At 69.1% G+C, this 26,581-nt stretch carries 19 protein-coding genes and 2 pseudogenes; 15 read left to right on the forward strand and 6 right to left on the reverse strand.

Going from position 1 to position 26,581, the window contains the following annotated elements:
• Positions 1–33: 33 nt before the first annotated feature.
• From AB0H36_RS18275 to AB0H36_RS18300, 6 genes are all read left to right on the forward strand, one after another.
• Positions 34–804, forward strand: a complete 771-nt coding sequence (locus tag AB0H36_RS18275; protein WP_360524008.1) for an SGNH/GDSL hydrolase family protein — start codon at positions 34–36, stop codon at positions 802–804.
• 27 nt (positions 805–831) lie between these two features.
• A complete protein-coding gene (locus tag AB0H36_RS18280; protein WP_360524011.1) occupies positions 832–1,242 on the forward strand; it encodes a MarR family transcriptional regulator in 411 nt (136 codons plus the stop codon).
• The gene (locus tag AB0H36_RS18285; RefSeq protein WP_360524014.1) at positions 1,239–1,634 is read left to right on the forward strand and encodes a hypothetical protein; all 396 of its coding nucleotides are present in this window, start codon (positions 1,239–1,241) and stop codon (positions 1,632–1,634) included. The genes AB0H36_RS18280 and AB0H36_RS18285 overlap by 4 nt, the downstream gene beginning before the upstream one ends.
• A 61-nt stretch (positions 1,635–1,695) precedes the next feature.
• Entirely contained in the window at positions 1,696–2,508 is an 813-nt protein-coding gene (locus AB0H36_RS18290; RefSeq protein WP_360524017.1) for a MerR family transcriptional regulator, read from the forward strand.
• Positions 2,509–2,518: 10 nt separating this feature from the next.
• A complete protein-coding gene (locus tag AB0H36_RS18295) occupies positions 2,519–3,412 on the forward strand; it encodes a transglutaminase domain-containing protein (RefSeq protein ID WP_360524020.1) in 894 nt (297 codons plus the stop codon).
• A 917-nt stretch (positions 3,413–4,329) separates the two neighbouring features.
• Positions 4,330–4,860 carry a hypothetical protein gene (locus AB0H36_RS18300; RefSeq protein WP_360524023.1) on the forward strand — a complete coding sequence of 177 codons (531 nt, stop codon included), beginning with the start codon at positions 4,330–4,332 and terminating at the stop codon, positions 4,858–4,860.
• Positions 4,861–5,080: 220 nt separating this feature from the next.
• Here AB0H36_RS18300 and glgP read toward each other — a convergent pair whose 3' ends face one another.
• On the reverse strand, positions 5,081–7,678 hold the full coding sequence (glgP, locus tag AB0H36_RS18305) for an alpha-glucan family phosphorylase (RefSeq protein ID WP_360524026.1): 2,598 nt from the start codon (positions 7,676–7,678) through the stop codon (positions 5,081–5,083).
• Positions 7,679–7,939: 261 nt separating this feature from the next.
• Here glgP and AB0H36_RS18310 point away from each other — a divergent pair, with 261 nt between their 5' ends.
• Entirely contained in the window at positions 7,940–9,928 is a 1,989-nt protein-coding gene (locus AB0H36_RS18310) for an alpha-1,4-glucan--maltose-1-phosphate maltosyltransferase (protein WP_360524029.1), read from the forward strand.
• Between the two features lie 318 nt (positions 9,929–10,246).
• On the opposite strand, the gene AB0H36_RS18315 is transcribed toward AB0H36_RS18310, so the two are convergent.
• Positions 10,247–11,404, reverse strand: coding sequence for a threonine synthase (locus AB0H36_RS18315; protein WP_360524032.1), 1,158 nt, complete (start codon positions 11,402–11,404; stop codon positions 10,247–10,249).
• 11 nt (positions 11,405–11,415) lie between these two features.
• Positions 11,416–12,021, reverse strand: a complete 606-nt coding sequence (locus tag AB0H36_RS18320; protein ID WP_360524035.1) for a winged helix-turn-helix domain-containing protein — start codon at positions 12,019–12,021, stop codon at positions 11,416–11,418.
• A gap of 292 nt (positions 12,022–12,313) precedes the next feature.
• Here AB0H36_RS18320 and AB0H36_RS18325 point away from each other — a divergent pair, with 292 nt between their 5' ends.
• Positions 12,314–16,723 (forward strand): S8 family serine peptidase, encoded by a 4,410-nt coding sequence (locus AB0H36_RS18325; RefSeq protein ID WP_360524038.1) that lies wholly within the window; start codon positions 12,314–12,316, stop codon positions 16,721–16,723.
• A gap of 50 nt (positions 16,724–16,773) precedes the next feature.
• Here AB0H36_RS18325 and AB0H36_RS18330 read toward each other — a convergent pair whose 3' ends face one another.
• The 3 genes and pseudogenes from AB0H36_RS18330 to AB0H36_RS18340 form a co-directional block, all read right to left on the reverse strand.
• Complete coding sequence (locus AB0H36_RS18330; RefSeq protein ID WP_360524041.1) at positions 16,774–17,343, reverse strand: winged helix-turn-helix domain-containing protein; 570 nt, start codon at positions 17,341–17,343, stop codon at positions 16,774–16,776.
• Positions 17,344–17,524: 181 nt separating this feature from the next.
• The gene (locus AB0H36_RS18335) at positions 17,525–17,929 is read right to left on the reverse strand and encodes a glycoside hydrolase family 18 protein (protein ID WP_360524145.1); all 405 of its coding nucleotides are present in this window, start codon (positions 17,927–17,929) and stop codon (positions 17,525–17,527) included.
• Positions 17,930–17,996: 67 nt separating this feature from the next.
• A pseudogene (locus tag AB0H36_RS18340) lies at positions 17,997–18,230 on the reverse strand (glycosyl hydrolase family 18 protein); the annotation flags it as partial.
• A gap of 153 nt (positions 18,231–18,383) precedes the next feature.
• Between AB0H36_RS18340 and AB0H36_RS18345 the strand changes: the two are divergent.
• The 7 genes and pseudogenes from AB0H36_RS18345 (at position 18,384) to glgB (ending at position 26,575) form a co-directional block, all read left to right on the forward strand.
• Positions 18,384–19,472 carry an OmpA family protein gene (locus AB0H36_RS18345; protein ID WP_360524044.1) on the forward strand — a complete coding sequence of 363 codons (1,089 nt, stop codon included), beginning with the start codon at positions 18,384–18,386 and terminating at the stop codon, positions 19,470–19,472.
• 538 nt (positions 19,473–20,010) lie between these two features.
• Positions 20,011–20,205, forward strand: a pseudogene (gene rplD / locus AB0H36_RS18350) (50S ribosomal protein L4); the annotation flags it as partial.
• Positions 20,202–20,411 carry a hypothetical protein gene (locus AB0H36_RS18355; protein ID WP_360524046.1) on the forward strand — a complete coding sequence of 70 codons (210 nt, stop codon included), beginning with the start codon at positions 20,202–20,204 and terminating at the stop codon, positions 20,409–20,411. The pseudogene rplD and the gene AB0H36_RS18355, both read left to right, overlap by 4 nt.
• Positions 20,411–20,791, forward strand: a complete 381-nt coding sequence (locus AB0H36_RS18360; RefSeq protein ID WP_360524049.1) for a type II toxin-antitoxin system HicA family toxin — start codon at positions 20,411–20,413, stop codon at positions 20,789–20,791. Before AB0H36_RS18355 ends, AB0H36_RS18360 begins: the two co-directional genes overlap by 1 nt.
• A gap of 298 nt (positions 20,792–21,089) precedes the next feature.
• Positions 21,090–22,790 (forward strand): maltose alpha-D-glucosyltransferase, encoded by a 1,701-nt coding sequence (gene treS, locus AB0H36_RS18365; RefSeq protein WP_360524148.1) that lies wholly within the window; start codon positions 21,090–21,092, stop codon positions 22,788–22,790.
• Entirely contained in the window at positions 22,790–24,202 is a 1,413-nt protein-coding gene (locus AB0H36_RS18370; RefSeq protein WP_360524052.1) for an aminoglycoside phosphotransferase, read from the forward strand. Before treS ends, AB0H36_RS18370 begins: the two co-directional genes overlap by 1 nt.
• Before the next feature lie 120 nt (positions 24,203–24,322).
• Positions 24,323–26,575, forward strand: coding sequence for a 1,4-alpha-glucan branching protein GlgB (glgB, locus tag AB0H36_RS18375; protein ID WP_360524055.1), 2,253 nt, complete (start codon positions 24,323–24,325; stop codon positions 26,573–26,575).
• The last annotated feature ends 6 nt before the right edge of the window (positions 26,576–26,581 follow it).

A 26,581-nucleotide genomic window follows, 5' to 3' on the forward strand; every position in this document is an offset into this window, starting at 1 on the left:
TTGGTCACCTTCTGTTCATGTCTGGGGGGACCGATGTTTTTTCTGCGACGTGGGCCGGTTCGCGAACGGACGACGCCGATCGGCGTGCTGCACCGAGCCGTGACCCGGTGGGGTGAGGCGGAGCGGACTCGCTCGCGTTATGCGTTTCAGAAGTGGGTCGACGGGGTGGCGCTGCTTGATGTGCAGGCGCGGACCTACGCGGACTTCTGGCGGCGGCAGAACGAGCAGGCGCTCGCGGCCGAAGGGCCGCTCTGGGTCGTGCTTGGGGACTCGACTGCGCAGGGGCTCGGGGCGTCGTCGCCTTTACATGGGTACGTCGGGCAGGTGCTGAACGCACTGCGTCGGACGGGCAGTCCGTGGCGGGTCGTCAATCTGTCGCGGTCGGGTGCGCAGACTCGGCATGTGCTGGAAGACCAACTGCCGCTGATCGAAGGACTCCGGGCCGATCTGGTCACGTGTGGGATCGGGAACAACGACATCCTCGCCACGCCGCCGCGACGCTTCCGGACGCATCTGCGGTCGGTGATCGACCGGCTGCCGTCGTCGTCGGTGATGATGGACCTGACGGTGCCGGACCGGTTCTGGCGGGTGGGTGGCGTCTGCAGCCCGTACGTCACCGGTATCAACCAGTTCATCAGCACGACCGCAACCGGCCGCGGGCTGACCGTTGCGGAGGTGTCCCGGCATGCTCGTCCGCCGTGGCGCGGCATGCTTGCCCCGGACAGCTTCCACCCCAACAACCTCGGCTACCGCCGGCACGCCGACGCCTTGCTCGCTGCTCTGCCGGCAAACACGCTTGGCTGATACTACGGATCCGGATAATCTGGATCCGTGGAAGATGAGTTGTTGCTGGTCTTGCTGCAGCGGGCCACGCATGTGACGTTGCAGGTGCTGGGGACGGAGCTGGCCGACCTGGGGCTGACGGCTTCCGAGACGAACGTGCTGGCGAACCTGGCCGACGGTCGCGGGCGGACCGTGACGGAGCTGGGGGCTGCGGCGGGCGTGCGGCCGACGACGCTGACCGGCGTACTGGATCGGCTGGAGCAGAAGGGGCAGATCAGGCGAGCGCCGCGGCCGGGTGATCGGCGGGCGGTGGAGATCTCGCTGACCCGGGTTGGTGTGGAGAGCGCGGGGCGGGTGCAGCAGGCCTCCGCGGAGTTGGAAGAGCGGGCGCTGGCTGGGGTTCCGGCTGGTTCGGTGAAGCAGGCACGACGGGTGCTGACGGCGTTGGGGGCGGTATGAGCGAGTTCGACGAGTTGATGGGTGAGGTGATGGCCCGCGCGGACCGGTTCGGTCACCGGGAGCACGTGCAGCTGACGTGGCTCGCCGTACGGCGGTGTGGGACTGCTGCCGCGGTCTCGCTGATCAGCGACGGGATCCAGCGGACGGCGCGGTACGCCGGGGCGCCGCAGAAGTACAACGCGACAGTCAGCCGCGCTTGGGTCGAGCTCACGGCGTACCACATGGGCGAGTCCCCCGGTGAGTCCTTCGACGAGTTGTTGACCCGCAACCCGGGGTTACTCGACAAACGCCTCCTGACCCGCTTCTACAACTCCCGCACGCTCGCCTCCCCCGCTGCCCGACACGGCTGGGTAGAGCCGGACCTGCACGCCTTCCCCACCAGACCGCACTAGCCCCATCCCCACGGGTGGGATTTCTTTACTTTGCCCCTGGGGCAGGGGGTTTGATGGGCGCGTGTTGACGATCAGCGAGTTCGGCCGCCGTACCGGGCTGTCTCACAAGGCCTTGCGGTTGTACGACGTGTCCGGGCTGCTGCCACCCGCGCAGGTCGACCCGACCAACGGGTACCGGCTGTACGGCGAGGAGCAGCTCGAGCGGGCGCGCCGGATCAGCGTGTTGCGGCAGCTGGACATGCCACTCACCACGATCGCCGAAGTACTCGCGGGATCGGACGAGGAAGGTCTCATCCGCCTGGACCGGTGGTGGGCGGCCGAGGAGGCGACCACCGCGGCCCGGCGGGCGACGCTCAAGTACCTCCGGGACCGCCTCTCGCGATCGGGTACGCCCGGTCTGTCACCCCGGCCGGTGCTGACACGCGCCGTACCGGAGACGAAGATCGCGACGATCCGGGACGACACCGACCAGCAGTCGCTGATCGGCGTGATCGTGACCTCGACCGACACCATCCGCCGGTACCTCACCGACGCCGGCGCGACGCTGACCGGCGAGTCGTGGGTGATCTACCACGGCCCGGTAACGCCGGAGTCCGAGGCGACCGTCGAGGTGTGCGTGCCGTTCGAGGGGCTGGTGGATCCGTCCGGGCCGATCGCGATCCGGGTCGAGCCGGCGCACCGGGAGGCGTACTGCACGATCACGATGGACGAGTGCGCGTACCCCCGGATCATGCTCGCCTACGACCTGGTCACCGACTGGGTCCGTACGTCGCGCGCCGCAACCGCCGGCCCACCGCGTGAGGTCTATCGGCCCGACTGTCACCTGATTCCACGCGACCAGCCGGCCGTCGACATCGCCCAACCCATTCTCTGAGGGAGCTTTGATGGACTACGCCGTACAGACCCCGTACAGCGACCCGGGTGCGCACGCGCACCTGTACGACGCCTTGCCGGACGACGTCGCCGGGATCGCCGCTGTGGTCCGCAACCTGGTGATCCACTACCGCGGCGGCGGGATCGAGTTCACCGGCGAGCGGCTCGCCGAGATCGACCACCGGTGGGTCTCGTCGATGCTGACCACCGACCAGAACCGCAACGGCACCGCGCTCGCCGAACCCCGCGAACCGTTCGACCGGATCGTCGGCTGCTGCCGCGACTTCACCCTGCTGACCGTGTCGGCCCTTCGGCACAAGGGGATTCCGGCCCGCAGCCGGATCGGGTTCGGCGACTACTTCCGCGACGGCTACCACCACGACCACGTCGTCGCCGAGTACTGGATCGGCGACCGCTGGGTGATGATCGACGCCCAGCTCGACCCGTCCGGCGACCACAAGTTCGACCTGCAGGACATGCCGCGCGGCCCGTTCCTGAAGGCGCCACGCGGGCCGTTCCTGTCGGCGGCAGAGGTCTGGCTCGGGGTGCGCTCCGGCGACCTCGACGAGTCCCTGTTCGGCATCGGGCCCGAGTCGCCGATCGGCGGCGGCTGGTTCATCCGCAACTACGTCCACTACCAACTCGCCCACCTCCAAGGCGACGAGCTCCTGCTCTGGGACAACTGGGGCACGATGACCGACACCCTCGACGGCGCCGACATCCCCCTCACCGACCAGATCGCCACCCTCTTGATTGCCTCCGACAACGAAGACGAAACCGCCACCAAGGAACTGGCCGAGCGCTACCGATCCAACCCGGACCTGCACCCCACCGGCCGCTCCTACATAACCTCCCCCACCGGTGCCCCCCACACGTGGGTAGACCTAGTACGCCCAGCGGCGTAGTCCACACTCGCGACCGCCGAGCGCGGCATGCTCGGCGACCGCCAGGGTCGGGCACTCCGACCACCGGGGCGGCGCACTCCGACCGACCGCACGGGACGGCGCACTCCCACCACCGGCGCCACGCACTCCGGCCAACCGCACGAGACGGCGCACTCGGCCGACCGCACGGGGCGGCGTACTGCGGCGACCACCGGGGGCCGACGTGCCGGGGCCAACGTGGTCCGGGGACGACGTGCTCCAGGGCGGGCCGGAGTGGTGTGCTCGGACCACGGCCGGAGTGGTGTGCTCGGCCCGCAGCCGGGGGTGTGAACACCTTCTGGGGAGCTGGAACAGATGGTGACCTGTTCAAACACCCCAGTTGGTGTTCAATCCCACGCCTGATGGCTGCAACTCCTTCGGCGGTACGACGTCCGTCGTACTGCGGCGACCGTTGGGGTCAACTGCTCCGGCGACTGCCGGAGCGGTGTGCTCGGACCACGGCGGGAGTGGTGTGCTCGGGCGACGGCTGGGAGTGTGCTCGGCCGACGGCCGGGGGTGTGAACACCTCTTCGGGACCTGGAACAGCTGGTGAGTTGTTCAAACACCCCAGTAGGTGTTCAACCCCACGCCCGATGGCTGCAACTCCTTCGGCCGTACGACGTCCGTCGTACTGCGGCGACTGTTGGGGCCAACTGCTCCGGCGACCGCCGGAACGGTGTGCTCGGGCGACGGCCGGGGGTGTGAACACCTTCTGGGGAGCTGGAACAGATGGTGACCTGTTCAAACACTCCGGTTGGTGTTCAATCCCACGTCTGATGACTGCAAGTCTTCGGCAGTACTACGTCCGTCGTACGGCGGGTGTCTCCGTCGGGCCGACGCGTGGGGTGGGCCCGTCGCTCAGGATCTAGGTAAGTGATCCGAGCTGACGGGAGAGGGAGATGAGTAGCGCGGCAATGCAGGGCTCGACCACGGCGGCGCAGCCGTGGCGGCTGGGCGGCAGGACCCGGAAGGCCGTGCTGGTACTGCACATCGCGTCCGTCGGCTCCTGGCTGGGCATCGATGTGGTGATGGCAGTCCTGACCTTCACCGCCCTCGGTACCGACAGCGAGAGCACGAAGATCCTGTGCTTCCGGGTGCTGGAACTGGTGACGGTCTGGCCGATGACGGTGTCCGGCATGACCTGCCTCGTGACCGGGGTGCTGCTGGCAGTTGGCGGCAAGTACGGCCTGACGAAGTATTGGTGGGTCGTGGTGAAGCTGTTCCTCAACCTGCTCCTGAGCAGCCTGGTCCTGCTCTCACTCCGCCCAGGCGTAGCTGAGATCGCCGACCGCGCCGAAGCAGGAGACGTCGGCATCCCCCTCGGCGACATGATCTATCCCCCGATCGTCTCGCCGACGTTGCTGATGTTCGCAATAGTCCTCTCGGTCTTCAAACCCTGGGGCCTACTACGCAAGAAGAACCGCCGGTAACGAGCACACCTAGTACGACGACGGCCCCGAAGCAAACGGCTTCGGGGCCGTGCCTCCTTTGCGACGTACGCGGACGAGCCGGTCCCCCAAGCCGCGCGCCTGCTCGTCACAGTGCAGCAGGCGCGAGCACGCGACGTAGGAGCGGGCGTAGCGGCGCCTGGGAAGGACGTGCGTGGGAAAGTAGTAGGCCCCGCCTGGTGAGGCAGGCGGGGCCTGGGTGTTAGAACTCGGAGCCGGCAGGCAGGTCCGGGGTGGACGGGTCCTCCGGGTCGGAGGGGCCGGCGGCGAGGCCAAGTTCGGCCGGGCTGGCCAGTCCCTTGTGCTTCGGGACGACGCGGACGGTGTAGCCGAAGGGGCCGGTGCGGTCGAGCTTCAGCTCGCCTTCGTAGCGGTGCCGGTTGCCGTCGTACGTCTCCGCCAGCGACAGCGACGCCCGGACCGGCTCCTTGATCTCGTCGTTGGAGTCGACGCGACCGTGCATCACCTCGACGTCGATGTCCGCCGGCGCGAGGTCGCCCAGCGCCGCGAAGGCGCGGATCCCGACGGTCGTTCCAAGCTGCGGTACGTCGCCCAGGCCCTGCAGCTCCACGTGGTCGACGCGGATCTGCGGCCAGGCCGCCCGGACCTTCTTCTTCCACGCGGCCAGCTCGCGCGCACCGTCGTACGTCGCGTTGAGAGAGCGCGAGGACAGCGCGGACGGGACGTACAGCCGCTCGACGTAGTCGCGGACCATCCGGGTGGCGAGCACCTTCGGGCCGAGCTCCTTGATCGTGTGCCGCAGCATCTCGATCCAGCGGCTCGGCACGTCGCCGTCGTAGAACCGCGGCGCGACCTGCTTCTCGATCAGGTCGTACAGCGCGTGCGCCTCGAGGTCGTCACGCCGGTCGGTGTCCTCGATGCCCTCGGCGGACGGGATCGCCCAGCCGAACTCGTCGTCGTACCACTCGTCCCACCACCCGTCGCGAATGGACAGGTTGAGCGCGCCGTTCAGCGCGGCCTTCATGCCGGACGTGCCGCACGCCTCGTACGGGCGGAGCGGGTTGTTCAGCCAGACGTCGCAGCCCGGGTACATCGGCTGCGCCAGCGCGATGTCGTAGTCGGGGACGAACACGATCCGGTGCCGGACCTCCGGGTCGTCGGCGAACCGGACCATCTCCTGGATGAGCTTCTTGCCGCCCTCGTCGTGCGGGTGCGCCTTGCCCGCGATGACGATCTGGATCGGCCGCTCGGGGTGCGTCAGCAGCGCCTTCAGCCGGGCCGGGTCGCTCAGCATCAGCGTCAGCCGCTTGTACGACGGAACGCGCCGGGCGAACCCGACGGTCAGGACGTCCGGGTCGAGGATCGAGTCGACCCAGCCGAGCTCGGCCTCGGAGGCGCCACGGTTCAGCCAGGACTGCCGGACCCGGGCCCGGGTGTCGTCGATGAACCGCTGCCGCAGCAGCCGCTTGGTCTCCCAGATCTGCGCGTCGGTGGTCTTGTCCAGACCGGCGAAGATCCCGTCGGTGTCCGCGGTGTCGGTGGTCGCCAGCGTGAGGTCATTGATCTCCCGCGCCACCCACGTCGGCGCGTGCACGCCGTTCGTGATCGAGGTGATCGGTACGTCGGACGCGTCGAAGCTCGGCCACAGTCCGGCGAACATCCCCCGGCTGACCACGCCGTGGAGCTTGGACACGCCGTTGGCGCGCTGGGCGAGCCGCAGACCCATGATCGCCATGTTGAAGACGCCGGAGTCGCCGCCCTCGAAGTCCTCGGCCCCGAGCTCGAGGATCCGCTCGATCGGGACCCCTTCGCCGAACGCGTCCGGCGAGAAGTGCTGCTGGATCAGCTCGACCGGGAACCTGTCGATCCCGGCCGGCACCGGGGTGTGGGTGGTGAACACGGTGCCGCCGCGGGCCACCTCGAGCGCGGTGTCGAAGTCGAGGCCCTCGTTGGCGGCGAGCTCGCGGATCCGCTCGATGCCGAGGAAGCCGGCGTGGCCCTCGTTGGTGTGGAACACCTCGGGCGCCGGGTGGCCGGAGATCCGGCAGAAGGTGCGGACGGCGCGGACACCGCCGACGCCGAGGAGCAGCTCCTGGAGCAGCCGGTGCTCGGTCGTGCCCCCGTACAGCCGGTCGGTCACCTCGCGCTCGGCGGGCTCGTTCTCCTCCATGTCGGAGTCGAGCATCAGCAGCGGCACGCGGCCGACCTGGGCGACCCAGATCTGCGCGCGGAGCTCACGGTTGCCGGGCAGCGTCAGGGTGACGGTGGCCGGTGCGTCGCCGTCGCGGAGCAGGCTGATCGGCAGCCCGTCCGGGTCGACCAGCGGGTACCGCTCCTGCTGCCAGCCCTCGCGGTTCAGCGACTGGGCGAAGTACCCGTGCCGGTACAGGAGGCCGACACCGATCAGCGGTACGGCGAGGTCGCTGGCCGCCTTGAGGTGGTCACCGGCCAGGATGCCGAGACCGCCGGAGTACTGCGGCAGCACGTGGGTGATGCCGAACTCCGGGGAGAAGTAGGCCACCGAGCTGACCGGGGAGCCGGCTTCGGTCTGGAACCAGCGGTCGTCGGTCACGTAGCCGTTCAGGTCGGCTACGGCCAGCTCCAGCCGGCGCAGGAAGGCGTGGTCGTTGGCCAGCTCGTCGAGCCGGGCCGCCGGGACCTCACCGAGAAGCTTGACCGGGTCACCGCCGGTGCTCCGCCACAGCTGCGGGTCGACGGCCTCGAAGACGTCCTGCGTCTCCGGGTGCCAGGCCCAGCGGAGGTTGTTCACCAGGGTGCCCAACCCGGTCAGCGGCTCGGGCAGGACAGGGCGGACGGAGAATCGTCGTATCGCTCGCACCGGGACACCGTACCGGCCCTTGCGGTGCGAGGCACCCTCGGGATGCATCGATCTTGCAACGCAGGCAAGATTTTGCAGAGACTTTTCCAGCCCTCGGTCACCTGGGGTCCACGCTGTGGACCGAACCGTGACCACGACATGTAACCAGTCGTCGGTGGGAACCGCTAACGTCAGTCCTGAAGTTGTCCAGATATCGTCCGCATCCGCCGAATCCGCAATCCGGCGGATCTTGATTTGAGCCAGGGAAGGTTCGTCTACGCCATGACTGGGCGCATCCCGATCACCGACGTCACCCCGACCGTCGACGCCGGAGCGTATCCGGCCAAGGCAGCGGTCGGCGAGACCTTCACCATCGCGGCAACGGTCTTCCGCGAAGGCCATGACGCGGTGAACGCGAACGTCGTGCTGACCTCGCCGGGTGGGCAGACCAGACGGATGCTGATGACCCCGGTCGGTCAGGGCAGCGACCGCTGGACCGTCGACGTGACGCTGCAGGAGCAGGGCGCGTGGACGTTCGCGGTCGAGGGCTGGAGCGACCCGTACGGGACCTGGCGGCACAACGCCGAGATCAAGGTGCCGGCCGGCCTGGACGTCGACCTGATGTTCGCCGAGGGCGCCGCGTTCTTCGACCGCGCGGCCGCCGGCGTGCCCCCCGCCGTACGTGCCGACCGGGCCACGCTGGGCGACGCCGCGCAGGCGCTGGCCAACGGCGCGTTGCCGCCCGAGGCGCGGCTGGCCGCGGGCATCTCGCCGCAGGTCCGGTCCGCGCTCGGGCGCTACCCGGTGCGTGAGCTGATCACCTCGTCGGAGACTTTCCCGGTGTGGGTCGACCGGCAGCGCGCGCTCTTCGGCAGCTGGTACGAGTTCTTCCCGCGGTCGGAGGGAGCGTCGTACGACGAGGAGACCGGGCAGTGGAAGTCCGGCACGTTCCGGACCGCCGCCAAGCGGTTGGACGCGGTCGCGGGGATGGGCTTCGACATCCTCTACGTGCCGCCGATCCACCCGATCGGCCACTCGTTCCGCAAGGGCCCGAACAACACCCTCGACCCGAAGCCGGGTGACCCCGGCTCGCCGTGGGCGATCGGCTCCGAGGACGGCGGCCACGACGCGATCCACCCCGAGCTCGGCACCTTCGAGGACTTCGCGTACTTCGTCGGCCGGGCCCGCGAGGTCGGGCTCGAGGTCGCCATCGACCTGGCACTGCAGGCGTCACCGGACCACCCGTGGGTGAAGGAGCACCCGAAGTGGTTCAGCGTCCGCGCGGACGGCTCGATCGCGTACGCCGAGAACCCGCCGAAGAAGTACCAGGACATCTACCCGATCAACTTCGACAACGACCCCGAGGGCATCTACGCCGAGGTGCTGCGGATCGTCAAGCTGTGGATCTCGCACGGGGTGACCGTGTTCCGGGTCGACAACCCGCACACCAAGCCGGTCAACTTCTGGGAGTACCTGCTCGGTGAGATCCGCAAGACCGACCCGGACGTGGTGTTCCTGTCCGAGGCGTTCACCCGGCGGCCGATGATGCGCGAGCTGGCCAAGGTCGGCTTCCACCAGTCCTACACCTACTTCACCTGGCGCAACGAGAAGTGGGAGCTGGAGGAGTACCTGCAGGAGCTGACCCAGGAGACCGCGCACTTCCTGCGGCCGAACTTCTTCGTCAACACGCCCGACATCCTCACCGCCTACCTGCAGTACGGCGGCCCGGGCGCGTTCAAGATCCGGGCGGCGATCGCGGCGACCTCGTCACCGACCTGGGGTGTGTACGCCGGGTACGAGCTGTTCGAGCACGTCGCGCTGCGGCCGGGCTCGGAGGAGTACTTGGACACCGAGAAGTTCCAGCTCCGCCCGCGGGACTGGGACGCCGCTGCCGCCGAGGGGCGCACGCTGGCGCCGTACCTGACCCTGCTGAACAACATCCGCCGGCGCCACCCCGCCCTGCAGCAGCTGCGCAACCTGTCGCTGCACACGGTCGAGGACGAGGCGATCATGTGCTACTCGAAGCGGATCACCGCGCCGGACGGGCACAGCGACACACTCATCGTCGTGGTGAACACCGACCCGCACTCGGTCCGCGAGTCGATGGTCCACCTCGACATGGCCGCACTCGGCATGCGCCCCGAGGACACCTTCACCGTGTACGACGAGATCAGCGGAGCCACCTGGCGCTGGGGCCAGCAGAACTACATCAAACTCGACCCCAACGGCGAACCAGCCCACATCCTCGCCGTCCGCCGCGGCCAGGCCTGACCCACGCGGCGAGTTGCGAGCTGTCGCTCGCGCTCGACGGCGCGGCCGGCGCCTTCGCCGAGTCAACTGAACTGACGGGCGCATGGGACTGCGGTGTGCCGCGAGCCGACCTCCCCGCGAGAGCCGACGGACTGCGGAATGAACAGAGGCGCGGCGCGGATCCCAACCTGACCCGCGGCGTGAGATCCTCGCCCCCACAACAAGGGGGCGAGGATGTCGGTTCTGGATCGGATACCCGCGGAGACCCGCCGGAGGACGGGGTGGATCCTGCTCCGGCTCACGCCGGGACGTGGGACCGACCACATGCGCGGGGCTGGATCAGAGCGGGACGGTTTCTGGGTATTTGAGGCCGAGGCCGGTGTTGAGGGCGACTACCTGGTCGTCGGGGTGGATCCAGTTGGAGTCGCGGAGGCGGCGTACGGCGGCGAAGGTGGCAGCGCCTTCGGGGCAGATGAAGGTGCCTTCCAGGCGGGCGAGCAGGTGTTGTTCGGCCAGGATGGATTCGTCGTCGACGGCAACGGCGCAGCCGTCGGTGTCCGCGATCGCTTGCAGGACGAGGAAATCGCCGAGCGCCTTCGGGACCGTGATGCCGAAGGCAATGGTTTGGGCGTCCGGCCACGGCTCGCTCTCGGGCAGGCCCTTCTCGTACGCCTGCACGATCGGCGCACAGCCGGTCGACTGTACGGCGACCAGTCGCGGCAACGGCCCGTCGACCCAGCCGAGCTCGCGAAGCTCGACCAGCGCCTTCCAGATCCCGATGATGCCGACCCCGCCACCGGTCGGGTAAAGGATCACGTCGGGCATCCGCCAGCCGAGCTGCTCGGCGATCTCGAGGCCCATCGTCTTCTTGCCCTCGATCCGGTAGGGCTCCTTCAGCGTCGAGACGTCGAAGTACCCCTCCTGCTCGCGGATGTACGCCGCCGCGTCGCCGATCAGCCCGTCGACCAGGTGCAGCCGCGCGCCGACCACCTTCACCTCGCGCCGGCAGATCTCCGGAGCCGCGACCGGCATCGCGATCAACGCCTCCATCCCGGCGCGGGCGGCGTACGCGGCCCACGACGACCCCGCGTTCCCGTTGGTCGGCATCGCGATCCGCCGTACGCCGACCTCGTACGCGCGAGACACGCCGACCGCCGCGCCACGGGCCTTGAAGGTGCCGGTCGGGATCAGTCCCTCGTCCTTCATCAGCAGCCGGTCGACCCCGACCTCGCGCCCGTACCGCGGCAGCGGCAGCAGCGGCGTCATCCCCTCCCCCAGGGTCACCACGTTCTCCGGCGCCCGCACCGGCAACAGTTCGTGGTACCGCCACAGATCCGGCGGCCGCGCGGCCAGCTCGTCCTTGGTCAGCGTCACCGCACGTACGTCGTACCGCGCCAGCAACGGTGATCCGCACGGGCACAGCCCGATCACCTGATCGGCGTCGCGCACGGTCCCGCACCGCGGGCATTCGAGGTGGCTCAGCGCTGAGAACGTCACAGCTGCTGAAACTACCCCGCCCGCAGGTTGGTGATCGCCGGCCGTTGGTGATCGGTGAGCCGGAACCCGATCCCGCGGACCGCGTCGATGGTGACCGTGGTGCCGAGGTCGTCGAGTTTGCGGCGCAGCCGCTTCACCACCGAGTGGATGTCGGCGGTGCCGCGCAGGTGGCGGTTTCGCCAGACGGTCTGGTGCAGGGCGTCGTACGTCCAGACCCGTAGCGGCGCCGACATCAGCCGGCTGAGCAGGTCGTGCTCGAGCTCGGTGAGCTGGACCTCGCGGTCGCGCCACTGGGCGACCGCGCGCAGCCGGTCGATGGTCAGCACGTCGGCGTCGGGGTCGCCGTCGGTCGCCTTCGCGGACGTCGCGTCGACCTCGACGGGCTCGGGCGGCTCGGGCTGTTCGGGGGCGGGCGGTGGTTGCCGGCCGGGGACCAGCAGCCGGCGCAGTTCGTCCAGGCTGGACACGAGGAGCAGCGGCGCGACGTCGTCGACACGTTCGGCGAGCCGGACACGGTCTTCCGGTGAGGCCGCCACCGCGATCAGCAGTGGGAAAGCCTTCCGGTCGGACGTGGTCAGATCGACGTCCGCTGGGGCGGGGACACGGGCGGTGACCATCTGATCACGATGTCAACCTCTGCCTTGGATCGTCAACGAACTGCCAACCTTTGACTACTTTGCCTGGATCGGTGCGACGGTTAGTCACATCTTGCTTACGAAGTGTGCTTGTTACCACGTTGTTCTGACACATAAGGTCCACGTCAGGCTCGCGGTGTCACATGCCGCGACCTGGGGGGCACGCAGCGTTCGCGCCACGGACCAACCGCCCGTGCGGACCGCGGCCTGCACCTCTGCACCAGATGACTCGGGGGAGTCGACTCGGGGTCGTTACGAGTGAGGGGCTGCAGAGATGTCACATCAACGAAGAAGGGGCCTGGCCAGATCCCTGGTCGGCGCCCTGGCGACGGTGGCCGTCGTCGCGACCGGGATGGCCGCCGCCGGCCAGGCCCAGGCCGCACCGCCCACCAAGCCCGAGCAGGCGGCGAGCAAGATCAAGCCGGACCTGATGGCCAAGCTGGACGGCAAGGACGCGAAGGCCGCGACCGACTACTGGGTCCGGTTCGCCGCCAAGGCCGACCTGACCGCCGCCAGCCGGATCACCGACTGGAACGAGCGCGGCACCGCAGTCGCGGCGGCGCTGAGGAAGACCGCGGCCGACAGCCAGGTCAAGGTGCGCGCCGAACTGGACGCGCAGAAGGTCAAGTACCAGGCGTTCTGGGGCACCAACGCGATCCGGATCAACAGCGGCACGCTCGAGCTGGCCCAGAAGCTGGCCGGCCACGCCGAGGTCGAGGGGCTGTACAACCCGGTCGCGATCGAGGTGCCGCCGGTCACGCCGGGCGAGCAGAACCACGAGATCAACGCGCTCGAGTGGGGTATCGCCAACATCAACGCCGACGACGTCTGGTCGCAGTACGGCGACAAGGGCGCGGGCATCGTCATCGCCAACATCGACACCGGGGTGCAGTACGACCACCCGGCGCTGGTGAACAGCTACCGCGGCAAGAACGCCGACGGGACGTTCGACCACAACTACAACTGGTTCGACGCGGCCGGCACCTCGCCGACCGCACCGTCCGACGGCAACGGCCACGGCACCCACACGATGGGCACCATGGTCGGCGACGACGGCGCGGGCAACCAGATCGGCGTCGCGCCGGCGGTCAAGTGGATCGCCGCGAACGGCTGCTGCCCGAGCGACGCGGCCCTGATCAACTCCGGTCAGTGGATGCTCGAGCCGACCGACCTCAACGGGCAGAACCCGGACGCCAGCAAGCGGCCGGACATCATCAACAACTCGTGGGGTTCGCAGCTGCCCTCCAACGACCCGTTCATGGAGGACATCACCAATGCCTGGAAGGCGTCCGGCATCTTCGGCGCGTGGGCGAACGGCAACAGCGGTTCGCTCGGCTGCCAGAGCAGCGGGTCACCGGGCTCCCTGGCCAGCAACTACTCGGTCGGGGCCTACGACATCAACAACAACATCGCGTCGTTCTCCGGCCGTGGTGTCGGCCAGAACAACACGATCAAGCCGAACATCTCGGCCCCGGGTGTGAACGTCCGGTCCAGCCTGCCGGGCAGCACCTACGGCAACTTCAACGGCACGTCGATGGCCACCCCGCACCTCGCGGGCGCCGTCGCGCTGCTGTGGTCGGCCGCGCCGGCGCTGAAGAGTGACGTCGACGCGACCCGCGCGCTGCTGAACAGCACCGCGATCGACAAGGCCGACGCCCAGTGCGGTGGTACGGCGGAGAACAACAACGTCTACGGCCAGGGCCGTCTGGACGCGCTGGCTCTGCTGAACGGCGCTCCGATCGGTGACACCGGCACCCTGGCCGGCACGGTGACCGCGGCGACCGGCGGCTCCCCGCTGGCCGGCGCGAGCGTGACGGTGAAGGCCGACGGCCAGCCCGACCGCGTCCTCACCACCAGCAGCACCGGCGCCTTCTCGTCGGTCCTGCCGGCCGGCAGCTACAACCTGACCGTGGCGTCGTTCGGGTACGTGACCCAGACCGACACCGCCACGATCACCACCGGCGCCACCACCACGAAGAACTACGCCCTCGCGAGCGCTCCGCAGGTCAACGTCGGCGGCACCATCTCGGACGGCTCCGGCCACGGCTGGCCGCTGTACGCGAAGGTGAGCGTCGAGGGTCCGGGCGGCGTGTTCGACTACACCACCCCGACCAACGGCCGGTTCAGCCTGCAGGTGCCGTCCAGCGCGGCGTACACGCTGAAGGTCGTGGCGCAGTACCCGGGGTACCAGACGGTCAGTGAGCCGATCACGGTCGGCACCGGCAACCTGACCAAGAACATCGCGGTCCCGGTCCGCACCGACGCCTGCAGCACGGCGCCCGGCTACAGGTACGGCTCCGACGGCGTCTACGAGAGGTTCGAGTCCGGCGCCGCGCCGAGTGGCTGGACCGTCGTCGACAACAAGGGCAACGGCCAGGTCTGGAAGTTCGACGACCCGGGCAACCGGGGCAACCTGTCCGGCGGTGGCGGCAAGTTCGCGATCATCGACAGCGACGAGTACGGCGGTGGTGGCCAGCAGGACACCTCGCTGGTCAGCCCGGTCGTGGACCTGACCTCGGTCACCGCTCCGGTGATCCGGTTCAACCAGGACCTGAACTACCTCGGTGGCGAGAAGGCCGACGTCGACCTGTCGATCGACGGCGGCGCCACCTGGACCACCGTGCTCGCGCAGGCCGCGGACGTCCGCGGTGTCAAGGAGATCGCGATCCCGCAGGCGGCCGGCCAGTCCGCCGTACAGGTCCGGTTCCACTACTACAACGCGCAGTACGAGTGGTGGTGGATCGTCGACAACGTGCTGATCGGCAGCCAGGTCACCTGTGAGCCGACCGGCGGCGGCATCGTCGTCGGCAACGTGAAGGACGCCAACACCAACGGCGCCGTGAACGGTGCGGTCGTCACCCGCGACGGCAACGCCGCGGAGACCGCCACCACCGTGGCGACGCCGGAGGACACCGGCCTGGCCGACGGCTTCTACTGGCTGTACTCCTCGGAGTCCGGCGCGCAGGGCTTCACCGCGAAGGCCGGCAACTACGTCAGCTCGCAGCAGAGCGTGAACGTGGAGGCCGACTGGACCACGGCAGCCGACTACACGTTGGCGGCCGGCAAGCTGTCCGTCACCCCGGGCAGCGTCTCCGGCAACCTGAAGCTGCCCACCGGCAAGGTGACCAAGTCGTTCACCGTGACCAACACCGGCGGTGCGCCGGTCGAGGTGAAGTTCGGTGAGCGTGACGGCGGCTTCGTGCTGCAGAACGCGAACGGCACCACCACCAGCAAGACCCAGGTGCTGACCAGCACCGGTGCCCCGCTGCAGCGGCTCGAGGTCCCGACCTCGTTCGGCAGCAAGCTGTCGGGCAAGATGGCCGGCTCGCCGGCCGTCGCGAAGCCGCTCGCGGCTCCGTGGACCGACATCGCCGACTACCCGTCGACCGTGATGGACAACCGGGTGGTCAACCTCGAGGGCAAGATCTACTCGATTGCCGGTGGCAACGGTAGTGCGTCGACCGGGAACAGCTACGTGTACGACCCGGCCACGCTCGCCTGGACCGCGATCGCCCCGCTCCCGGGGGCTCGCAACGCCATCACCGTCGGCGTCGTGGGCGGCAAGATCATCGCCAGCTCCGGCTGGGGCGCCTCCGGTCCGGCCGCGGACACCTGGTCGTACGACCCGGCCGCCAACGCCTGGACCGCAGTTGCCCCGAACCCGGCTCCGCGGGCTGCGGCCGGTCAGGCTGTCGTCGACGGCAAGCTGTACGCCGTCGGTGGCTGCACGACCTCCAGCTGCCTCCCGATGAGCAACAGCGTCGTGCGGTACGACGCGACGGCGAACAGCTGGGAGACGCTGCCGAACTACCCGAAGTCGGTCGCCTTCGCGTCCTGCGGCGCCATCGACGGCAAGCTGTACTGCGCCGGTGGCAACGACGGCTCGACCTCGGAGAAGTCGGCGTACGTCTACGACCCGGGCACCAACGCCTGGTCCCCGATCGCCCAGGCCCCGGCTGACCACTGGGCGGCGTCGTACGCCGTCGCCGGTGGCAAGCTGCTGGTCGTCGGCGGTGTCCAGGCCGGCGCGGTGACCAACGCCGGTATGGCGTACGACCCGGCGGCCGACGCCTGGTCGGCGCTGCCGAACGCCAACCTGCCGCGGTACCGCGGTGGCGCGGCCTGCGGCTTCTACAAGGTCGGCGGTTCCTCCGGTGGCTTCACCGCCACGGTGGACAGCGAGGCCCTGCCGGGTCTCGAGGACTGCGCCGAGTCGTCGGCGGACGTGAGCTGGCTGTCCATCGACAAGACCGAGGCCACGCTGGCCCCGGGCGCGTCGACGACGGTCAAGGTCACGCTCACCGCGAGCGTGGACCAGCCGGGTACCTACAGCGGCTCGGTCACGATCGGCGAGAACACGCCGTACCAGGTCGCCCCGGTGGGCGTGACGATGAACGTCACCCCGCCGACCACCTGGAGCAAGCTGCAGGGCACCGTCACGGGCGTCAGCTCGACCGGTGTCACGGCTCCGCTCCCGGGGGCGATCGTGCAGGTCGACTCGTGGGCCCAGTCCTACACCTTCATCACCGATGACGACGGCAAGTACGCCTACTGGCTGGACCGTCGCAACAACCCGCTCACCCTGATCGCCGCCAAGGACGGCTACAAGCCCCAAACCCGCACCACCCGCCTGCTCGTAGGCGAGCCGGTCACCGAGGACTTCGCACTGAAGTCCATCAGGTAGCCGACGGACCAAGGGCCGGCCCCACTCGGATCTTCCGGGTGGGGCCGGTTCTACGCGGTCGGGAGAAGGTGGAAGCCGACGCCGCGGACGGCGTGGATGGTCACTGTGGCGCCCAGGTTGGCCAGCTTCTGGCGGAGGCGCTTCACGACCGAGTGGATGTGGGAGCCGTGGCCGAGGTGCTCGTTGCCCCAGACGGCGTGGTGCAGGCGCTGGTAGGTCCAGACCCGGCCGGGCTCCTCGACCAGGCAGTGCAGGAAGTCGTGCTCCAGCCGGGTCAGTGGCACCTCGCGGTCCTTCCAGCGCACGACCCGCCGGTCCACGTCCAGGTAGAGCTCGGCGTCGGCCGCCGGCGGGCGCGCTGCCTCGATCTGGGCAAGGGAGGCAGTCACGGTCACCGACTCGGCACCAAGATGCTCAGCACCGGGCAGCACGGCGGGCGTCAGTACGACGGGTCCAGCGGGCGAATCCAGCGCGGTCAGCTCGAGGAACGCCCGCGCCTGGTCCGCGCTGGACACCAGCAACAACGCCTCCGCACCCCCGAGCAGCCGGACGAGTTGCACCCGCTCGGCCGTGGACGTGGCCACCCCGATGATCAACGACGAGTCCGACGACCTCTCCATCAGAGTCCCCTCCTGGTCAAACGCCAGGCACAAGTACCTTTTACGACGCGAAGTAAGTCAAGAGATTCCCCGCACCCTGGGCTGGCACAAATGCGACCTGTCCGAGACAGGACAAACGCAAGAGTGCGCCCGGGCCGCCGCGGGGAACGGCGCGGCGGACCCGGACGCAGTACCGGGAGGGTCAGCCGACGGTCTTGACCGCGGTGATCAGGGTGCCGTTGGATGTGTCACCGGACAGCTCCCAGAAGAAGGCTCCGCCCAGTCCCTGCTGGTTCGCGTACGTCATCTTGCTGCGGATCGTGGCGGGGGTGTCGTAGCCCCACCACTGTCCGTTGCAGAACGCGTACGCCGTACCGCCGACTGTCCCGGTCGACGGGCAGCGGGTCGAGATCAGCTTGTAGTCCTCGATGCCGGCCTCGTACTTCCCCGGCGCCGCGCCGGTCGCCCGGCCGCCCGGCGCCGCCTGGGTGACCCCGGTCCAACCGCGGCCGTAGAACCCGATCCCGAGCAGCAGCTTCGAGGCCGGGATGCCCTTCGACTTCAGCTTCTGGATCGCCGCGTCGCTGTGGAACCCGGCGGTCGGGATCCCGCTGGTCGATCCCGTCGAACACGTCGGCCCAGCGCGGGTCCTCGACCAGGCTGAAGCAGGAGTTCGCGAATGCGGTCGGGTTCTTGGCCGCCTCGGTGAAGCCGCCGGACCAGGTCCAGCCGCCGAACGACCAGACCACCTTGATGTTCGGGAACTCGCGCTTCAGCTTGCGCAGCTGGTTGAAGTTGCCGCGCAGCGCGCCGGTGTCCCAGGTGTCGGCCACGCCGTCGACCGACGACGCCGCGTCGTAGAACATGTGCGTGCCTCCATGGGGGCGGAAGAGGAACTGTCCGCACACTATCGAGCACGTCAGGTTAAGAAAAGAATAAACCTGAATAAAAATGATCCCGTGATCATCGCGACGCTCCCTGGACCAGGCGTGCAGACTGCGCGCCGCGCGGAGTAGTGTCCTCGCGCACGGTCACTCTTGACCGCATCCGACGGAGGAACAGTGCCCGGACTCGTTCGGCGGCCGATCGTCGTCTGGCTGCTCGCGGCCCTCGCCGTACCCGTGTTGCTCACGGCTGTGCTCATTCCGGCCCAGGCGGGCACCACCGAGGACGACCTCCGGGACCGGTCGATCGCGGCGCTGCAGGCGCGCGGGATCAACGGCGCCGAGGTCGACGTGGACGGTCGGGACGCGACCGTCGCCGTACCGGCCGGGGTCGATCCGGCGCTGGTCGAGGAAGTGGTCGCCGGCGTCGAGGGCGTTCGCGCCGTCCGGGTCGAGGGCAGTACGCCGTCCCCCACAGCCACTGAGGCTCCGGCCGAGGAGGCTGCGGTCGCGGCGTTCGAGGTCGGCCGGACCGACAACTCGATCCGGGTCCGGGCCGCGGTCAAGAACCAGGCCGTCAAGGACGCGATCGCCGCGCAGGTCGACAAGGTGCTCGGCGAGGACCGCGAGTTCGACGACCGGACCACGATCGACCCGGCGACCGGCCTGGCCGACGCGACCGCGCTCGGGGCGCTCATCCACGCGCTCGCGATCGGGAACGGCGACGCGTCCGTGCGCTACGACGGCACCACGATCACGCTGACCGGGAAGGTTCCGGACCAGGCCACCAAAGCGACCGTCGCGCGGGCGGCGGCGAAGGCGGTCCCCGGTGCGGTGATCGCGGACCAACTGCAGACGCCGGCGCCGCCGAAGAGCGAGCTCAGCGAGGCGTGCCGGACGTTCCAGAGCCGGCTGTCGGAGTTCGGCCGGCAGCACACGATCATCTTCCTGTCCGGGACGTCGATCGTGAACAGTGCCTCCAGGCCGACCGTGGTCAAGGCCGCGGCGCTGCTGAAGTCGTGCCCGATGGCACGGGTCGAGATCGCCGGACACACCGACAACCTCGGCTCCCCCGCCAGCAGCCTGCCGCTGTCCGAGCGGCGCGCGGCCGCGCTCAAGGCGATGCTCGTGCGGCTGGGGGTAGCCCAGAGCCGGCTGCTCGCGCACGGGTACGGCGAGGCCTTCCCGGTCGCCTCCAACAGCACCCCGGCCGGCCGAATCGCCAACCGCCGGGCCGAGCTACGAGCCTTGCAAGGGACCTCATGAGTTGGCTGATCGCACAGACCTGGATTCTGTTGCTGGGGGCGTTCGTGCTCGGCAGCGCGAGCGCGTGGGTGCTGCACCGCCTGGTCTCGAGAGGGGCGCGCTGATGAGTTGGCTGCTGCGCCACAACTGGCTGTGGTCCCTGCTCGCCTTCCTGCTCGGCGCGGTGATCACCTGGTTCCTGCTGGCACGGCGTGAGCAGGCCCCGCCGGCCGTGGCCGAGGAGCCGGTGCAGGAGAGGGAAGAGGTTCTCGTCGGCGCAAGCGTCGGCGCGGACAGCACGTCGGACACCCGGTCGGATATCAGGCCGGAGACTAGGCCGGACACCAGGCCGGACACCAGGGCGGCTCCGGTGACCGAGGGACGGCGAGAACCGGAGCCCACGTTCAGTCGGCGGATGGACGCCGAGCGGGTGGCCGAGCCGACCCTGTTCGACGACGCGCCCGCGGACGACACAGGCGCGACCGAGCCGCAGGTGCAGGACGTAGTACCTCCCGGACGGTACGGTGAGGGCTCGGCCGACGCGGTGCCGCACCAAGGTCCGCCGGACGGGTTCACCATCAAGGGCAACGCCCAGTCGATGCTGTTCCACACCCCCGACTCGCCGTACTACGGCCGGACCAAACCCGAGGTCTGGTTCCGCTCCGAGTCCGACGCCGAACGCGCCGGCTTCACCAAGTACACCCGCCGCCCCCGCAAGTCGGCGGACCCGCGCCCCAGGAGTAGGCCACAGTGAAGCGCCAGATCCACGTTCCGTACACCGTCGAGCAGGACGAGACCGGAGGCTGGAGCGCAGCAGCGGCCCTGACCCCGGACGCGTTCGCCAACGGCGAGGGCGACACCCGGGAGGAGGCGATCGAGGACCTGCGCGAAGCCGTCGCCGTCCTGGTCGAGGAGGTCGGCGTACCGGAAGAGCTGGTCGTCACCGTCGAGGTGGACTGATGCCGGACGGCTGGAAGCCGAAGCCGTACCGGGAGGTCGCCAAGGACCTCCAGAACGTCGGCTTCGATCCGGTCAGGCAGAAGGGCAGCCACGTGGTGTTCCGCCGGGACCGCCGGACGGTTGTCGTTCCGAACCACGGCGGCAAGGACCTGAAGCCGGGAACGATGCGCAGTATCGCCAAACAAGCCGGCGTCAGCCCCGAGGACCTGTTCGGGACCGGGAAGTCGGGGAAGCGGCTCGAGTTGACGCCGGAGCAGGTGAACGAAGGGGTCGCCAACGCGCAGGGCGCAGTCAGCCCGTTCAAGGCGGGCGGGCGCTCCGGCGGACGCCGCGGGACGAGTCGCCGCGGCCGGGATCGCGACGAGCGATCACGCCGCTGACCGCTCCCCCGGCGGCACCCGGCGATAGGGCGATGAGGCCCCTATTTGCTTGTATTGGTGGGCGGGCGTCACACTGTGCGCAACGCCTGGCCGGACGCCGCCCACCCCATGGCGTCACCACATCACCTGGACGATCAACCGGACATATCGTGCGGTCTTCTTTTACGAACCCCGAGACGGGGTATGGGAGACGAGTGCACGCCCGGGAAAGTCCACCCACGCTGCCGCCACGATCCGTGGCGGCAGGCCGTAGTACCGCTAGGTTTGGAGACACCCGATGGAGGTGAGCGTGACCGACATGCTGCCGGAGCAGCACCACGGACTGACGAAGAGTGACCCGCTGTGGTTCAAGCGGGCCGTCTTCTACGAGGTCCTCGTGCGGTCCTTCAAGGACTCGAACGCCGACGGCATCGGCGACCTGCAGGGCCTGACCGAGAAACTCGACTACCTCGAGTGGCTCGGGGTGGACTGTCTCTGGTTACCCCCGTTCTACCCGTCGCCGCTGCGGGACGGCGGCTACGACATCTCCGACTACACCGGAGTGATGCCCGAGGTCGGCACGATCGCCGACTTCGCCGCGTTCATGGAGGCCGCGCACGCGCGCGGGATCCGGATCATCGTCGACTTCGTGATGAACCACACCTCCGACCAGCACCCCTGGTTCCAGGCGTCCCGGGAGGACCCGGACGGCCCGTACGGCGACTTCTACGTGTGGTCCGACACCGACGACAAGTACTCCGACGCCCGGATCATCTTCGTCGACACCGAGTCGTCGAACTGGACCTGGGACCCGGTCCGCGGCCAGTACTTCTGGCACCGGTTCTACTCCAACCAGCCCGACCTGAACTTCGAGAACCCGGCCGTCGGCGACGCGATGATCGAGGCGCTGAAGTTCTGGCTCGACCTCGGCGTGGACGGTTTCCGGCTGGACGCGGTGCCGTACCTGTTCGAGACCGAGGGCACCAACTGCGAGAACCTGCCGCGCACCCACGAGTTCCTCAAACGGGTCCGCAAGGAGGTGGACGCGAACTACACCGACCGCGTCCTGCTCTGCGAGGCGAACCAGTGGCCGGCCGACGTGGTGGAGTACTTCGGTGACCGGTCGTCCGGCGGTGACGAGTGCCAGATGGCGTTCCACTTCCCGGTGATGCCGCGCATCTTCATGGGAGTGCGGCGCGAGTCGCGGTTCCCGATCTCGGAGATCCTGGCCCAGACCCCGGAGATCCCGGACACCTGCCAGTGGGGCATCTTCCTGCGCAACCACGACGAGCTCACGCTCGAGATGGTCAGCGACGAGGACCGCGACTACATGTGGGGCGAGTACGCGCAGGACCCGCGGATGAAGGCCAACATCGGCATCCGCCGGCGGCTGGCCCCGCTGCTGGACAACGACGTGAACAAGATGGAGCTGTTCACCGCGCTGCTGCTCAGCCTGCCCGGCTCGCCGATCCTGTACTACGGCGACGAGATCGGGATGGGCGACAACATCTGGCTCGGCGACCGCGACGGCGTCCGGACCCCGATGCAGTGGTCGCCGGACCGCAACGCGTCGTTCTCCACCGCGACACCGGGCAAGCTCAGCCTGCCGGTCATCATGGACCCGGTCTACGGCTACCAGGCGGTGAACGTCGAGGCCGAGATGGAGAACGCCTCGTCGCTGCTGCACTGGACCCGGCGGATGATCCAGACCCGCAAGCAGCACCCGTGTTTCGGCATGGGTACCTTCACAGACCTGGGGGGCTCCAACCCCAGCGTGCTGTCGTACGTCCGCGAGTTCGGTGACGACGTGGTGCTGTGCGTGAACAACCTGTCGAGGTTCCCGCAGCCGATCGAGCTGGACCTGCGCCAGTGGCAGGGCGTGGAGCCGGTCGAGCTGCTCGGTGGTGTGCACTTCCCGACCATCGGCGAGTTGCCCTACCTTTTGACGCTCGGAGCGCACGGTTTCTACTGGTTCCGGCTGCCGGTGCACAAGCCGGCTGACCACGAGGAGAGCATGTAGTGACTTCCCATCTGGACCAGGTCCAGTCCTTCTGCGCGAGCCAGCGGTGGTTCGGTGAGAAGGGACACGACGTCCATGTCGACGCGATGGCCGCCTCCGTGTGGCTGTCCGGCGCGGACGCCTGGCCCGCGGTCCGGATCGGATTCGTCTACTGTTCCGGTCCGCCCGGGTCGGACATCCCGATCCGGGTGTACCAGCTGCCGCTCAGCTACCACCGCGAACCGGTCGAGAACCTCGGCCACGCGCTGGTCGGCGAGTGGGTCGAGCAGGACCTCGGCGACACCGAGGTCTGGGTGTACGACGCCCTGCACGACAAGGAGGCCACGCCGTACTGGCTGGACGGCCTCACGCACGGACGGCAGCTGGACGGGCTGGAGTTCCATCCCGTCCACGCTCCGGAGCACGCGACCGTCGTACCGGAGGACTCGCGGTCGCTGGTGCTGACGGTGGAGCAGAGCAACACGTCGCTGGTGTTCGGCGACGTGGCGCTGCTGAAGGTGTTCCGCCGGCTCGAGCCGGGCAGCAACCCCGGCGTCGAGATCGAGTCGGCGCTCACCGAGTCGGGGTCGGAGCTCGTCCCGGAGGTGCTCGGCTCGGCGCGCGGCAGCTGGCCGCGCGCGGGCGGCGGGACCGACTCCGGTGAGTTGGCGATGATGACGGCGTTCCAGAAGAACGCGACCGACGGGTGGTCGTTCGCGATGTCGTCGGTGCGGGACCTGTACGCCGAGGCGGACCTGCACGCCGAGGAGGTCGGCGGTGACTTCGCGGCCGAGTCGCACCGGCTCGGCGCGAGCACGGCGCAGGTGCACTCGGAGCTGGCCAAGGCGCTCGGCACCGACGTCTGGGAGCCCTCCAAGCTGGTCGAGCACGCTGCGGCGATGCGGCGCCGGCTGGACGCGGCGGCCGCGGCGATCCCCCAGCTGGCGCCGTACGCGCCCGGTCTGACCCGGGCGTTCGACGCGCTCGCGGCGTACGACCAGCCGGTCACGGTGCAGCGGATCCACGGTGACTTCCACCTGGGCCAGGTACTGCGCACGATCGACGGCTGGAAGCTGATCGACTTCGAGGGTGAGCCGGCCAAGTCGCTGGTCGAGCGGCGGGCGCTGGACACCCCGATCAAGGACATCTCCGGGATGCTGCGGTCGTTCGACTACGCGGCCCGGTCGCTGCTGGCCGACCACCTGGGCGACCAGCAGATCGCCTACCGGGCAGCCGAGTGGGCGAGCCGGAACCAGCAGGCCTTCTGCGACGGGTACGCCGAGGTCGCGGGCACGGACCCGCGGCAGCAAGGGGTGCTGCTGAGCGCGTTCCTGGCCGACAAACTCGTGTACGAGACGCTGTACGAGGCCCGCAACCGGCCGTCCTGGCTGCCGATCCCGCTGGCCGCGGCCGCGCAGTTGGCCGAACAGTAATCCCCCCAAAATCTGCGCCCCACCGTCCGGACAGCGCTCGCGGGCTGACTGTGTGTACGTCGGGCATCGACGGGTACGGGGGTTCGGTAGATGGCCGAGTGATCGGGCAGGATGGGGTTCATGGGATCGAGTGAGCGGGATGCCGGGCCGGCGGTGGAGGCTTTCGAGCAGCCGGTGGTCGCGGCGGACAAGCCTGTGGTGACAGCGGTTCCGGTCGATCGGACCGCGCTGGAGCGACTGGTCGGCGGGACGTTCCACGATCCTCACCAGGTGCTCGGGCCGCATCTCGGCGAGAGCGGTGTCACGGTCCGGGTGCTGCGCCCGTTCGCTCAGTCCGTGTCGGTGCTGTACGACGACCAGCGGCTGGAGCTCCGGCACGAGTTCGAAGGCGTCTGGGTCGGCGTGCTCGACCTCGACAAGGTGCCCGACTACCGCCTCGAGGTGCGCTACACCGACGGACCGGCGATCGAGCTGGACGACCCGTACCGCTACCTGCCGTCGCTCGGCGAGGTCGACCTGCACCTGATCGGCGAAGGCCGGCACGAGCAGCTGTGGACCGTGCTCGGCGCGCACGTCCGCCGGTACGACGGCCCGTCCGGGACAGTCACCGGGACGTCGTTCGCCGTCTGGGCGCCGAATGCGCAAGGCATCCGGCTCACCGCGGACTTCAACTTCTGGGACGGCCGGGCGCATCCGCTGCGGTCGCTGGGTTCCTCCGGCGTGTGGGAGCTGTTCGTGCCGGGCGTCGGCGCGGGCACGCGGTACAAGTTCGACATCTGCGGGCGCGACGGCGTCTGGCGGCAGAAGGCCGACCCGATGGCGAACCTGGCCGAGACTCCACCGGCGAACGCGTCCGTCGTGCACGAGTCGTCGTACGAGTGGGACGACGCCGCGTGGCTGGAGCGCCGTACGGCATCACACGCCTACGCCGAGCCGATGAGCGTGTACGAGGTGCACCTCGGCTCCTGGCGCAAGGGCAGGTCCTACCGGGAGCTGGCCGACGAGCTCGTTGCCTACGTCAACGACATGGGGTTCACCCACGTCGAGCTGATGCCGGTGATGGAGCACCCGTTCGGCGGTTCGTGGGGCTATCAGGTGACGTCGTACTTCGCCCCGACGTCGCGGTTCGGCGACCCGGACGAGTTCCGCCACCTGGTCGACAAGCTGCACCAGGCCGGGATCGGCGTGATCGTCGACTGGGTGCCGGCACACTTCCCGAAGGACGCCTGGGCGCTGGCGCGCTTCGACGGCACGCCGCTGTACGAACACCCGGACCCGCGGCGCGGCGAGCAGCCGGACTGGGGCACGCTGGTGTTCGACTTCGGCCGGCCGCAGGTGCGCAACTTCCTGGTCGCGAACGCGATCTACTGGGCCGAGGAGTTCCACATCGACGGCCTCCGGGTGGACGCGGTCGCGTCGATGCTCTACCTCGACTACTCCCGCAACGAGGGCGAGTGGGTGCCGAACCAGTACGGCGGCCGCGAGAACCTGGAGGCGGTGTCGTTCCTCCAGGAGATGAACGCGACGCTCTACAAGCGGGTTCCCGGCGTGATCACCGTCGCCGAGGAGTCCACCTCGTGGCCCGGCGTCACCCGGGCGACGCACCTGGGCGGGCTCGGCTTCGGGTTCAAGTGGAACATGGGCTGGATGAACGACTCGCTGCGCTACCTGGAGCACGAGCCGGTCCACCGGCAGTACCACCACCACGAGCTGACGTTCTCGATGATGTACGCCTACTCGGAGAACTTCGTGCTCCCGCTGTCGCACGACGAGGTTGTGCACGGCAAGGGTTCGCTGCTGCGGAAGATGCCCGGCGACCGCTGGCAGCAGCTGGCGAACCTGCGCGCGTACCTGGCGATGATGTGGGCGCACCCGGGCAAGCAGCTGCTGTTCATGGGCTGCGAGTTCGGCCAGGAGTCGGAGTGGTCCGAGAAGGGCGAGCTCGACTGGTGGCTGCTGGACCACGCCGACCACCGCGGCCTGCAGCAGCTGGTCCGCGACCTGAACGGCGTCTACCGCGAGACCGCGGCGCTGTGGCGGACCGACCACGCGCCGGAGAAGTTCACCTGGATCGACGCCAACGACGCCGGCAACAACGTGTTCTCCTTCGTCCGGTACGGCGACGAGGGCGAACCGACGATCGCGTGCATCACGAACCTCTCCGCCATACCGCACTACGGCTACCGCCTGGGTCTCCCGTATGGCGGCCAGTGGCAGGAGGCGGTGAACACCGACGCCGACACGTACGGCGGTTCCGGGGTCGGCAACTTCGGCAGCGTCACCGCCGACGGCCCGAGCTGGCACGGCATGGAGACCAGCACCGAGCTGACCGTCCCACCCCTGGCAACGGTGTACTTGCGCCACACCGGGTAGCGTTCA

The organism is Kribbella sp. NPDC050820, assembly GCF_040653975.1.
Taxonomy (GTDB): Bacteria; Actinomycetota; Actinomycetes; order Propionibacteriales; family Kribbellaceae; genus Kribbella.

What these genes read in the sequence shown, in the direction of transcription:
- AB0H36_RS18295 (WP_360524020.1), top strand. Translation starts at nt 2,519, where the DNA reads ATGGACTACGCCGTACAGACCCCGTACAGCGACCCGGGTGCGCACGCG.
- AB0H36_RS18360 (WP_360524049.1), top strand. Translation starts at nt 20,411, where the DNA reads ATGCCGGACGGCTGGAAGCCGAAGCCGTACCGGGAGGTCGCCAAGGAC.
- AB0H36_RS18300 (WP_360524023.1), top strand. Translation starts at nt 4,330, where the DNA reads ATGAGTAGCGCGGCAATGCAGGGCTCGACCACGGCGGCGCAGCCGTGG.
- treS (WP_360524148.1), top strand. Translation starts at nt 21,090, where the DNA reads ATGCTGCCGGAGCAGCACCACGGACTGACGAAGAGTGACCCGCTGTGG.
- AB0H36_RS18275 (WP_360524008.1), top strand. Translation starts at nt 34, where the DNA reads ATGTTTTTTCTGCGACGTGGGCCGGTTCGCGAACGGACGACGCCGATC.
- AB0H36_RS18325 (WP_360524038.1), top strand. Translation starts at nt 12,314, where the DNA reads ATGTCACATCAACGAAGAAGGGGCCTGGCCAGATCCCTGGTCGGCGCC.
- AB0H36_RS18320 (WP_360524035.1), bottom strand. Translation starts at nt 12,021, where the DNA reads ATGGTCACCGCCCGTGTCCCCGCCCCAGCGGACGTCGATCTGACCACG.
- AB0H36_RS18285 (WP_360524014.1), top strand. Translation starts at nt 1,239, where the DNA reads ATGAGCGAGTTCGACGAGTTGATGGGTGAGGTGATGGCCCGCGCGGAC.
- AB0H36_RS18330 (WP_360524041.1), bottom strand. Translation starts at nt 17,343, where the DNA reads ATGGAGAGGTCGTCGGACTCGTCGTTGATCATCGGGGTGGCCACGTCC.
- AB0H36_RS18310 (WP_360524029.1), top strand. Translation starts at nt 7,940, where the DNA reads ATGACTGGGCGCATCCCGATCACCGACGTCACCCCGACCGTCGACGCC.
- glgB (WP_360524055.1), top strand. Translation starts at nt 24,323, where the DNA reads ATGGGATCGAGTGAGCGGGATGCCGGGCCGGCGGTGGAGGCTTTCGAG.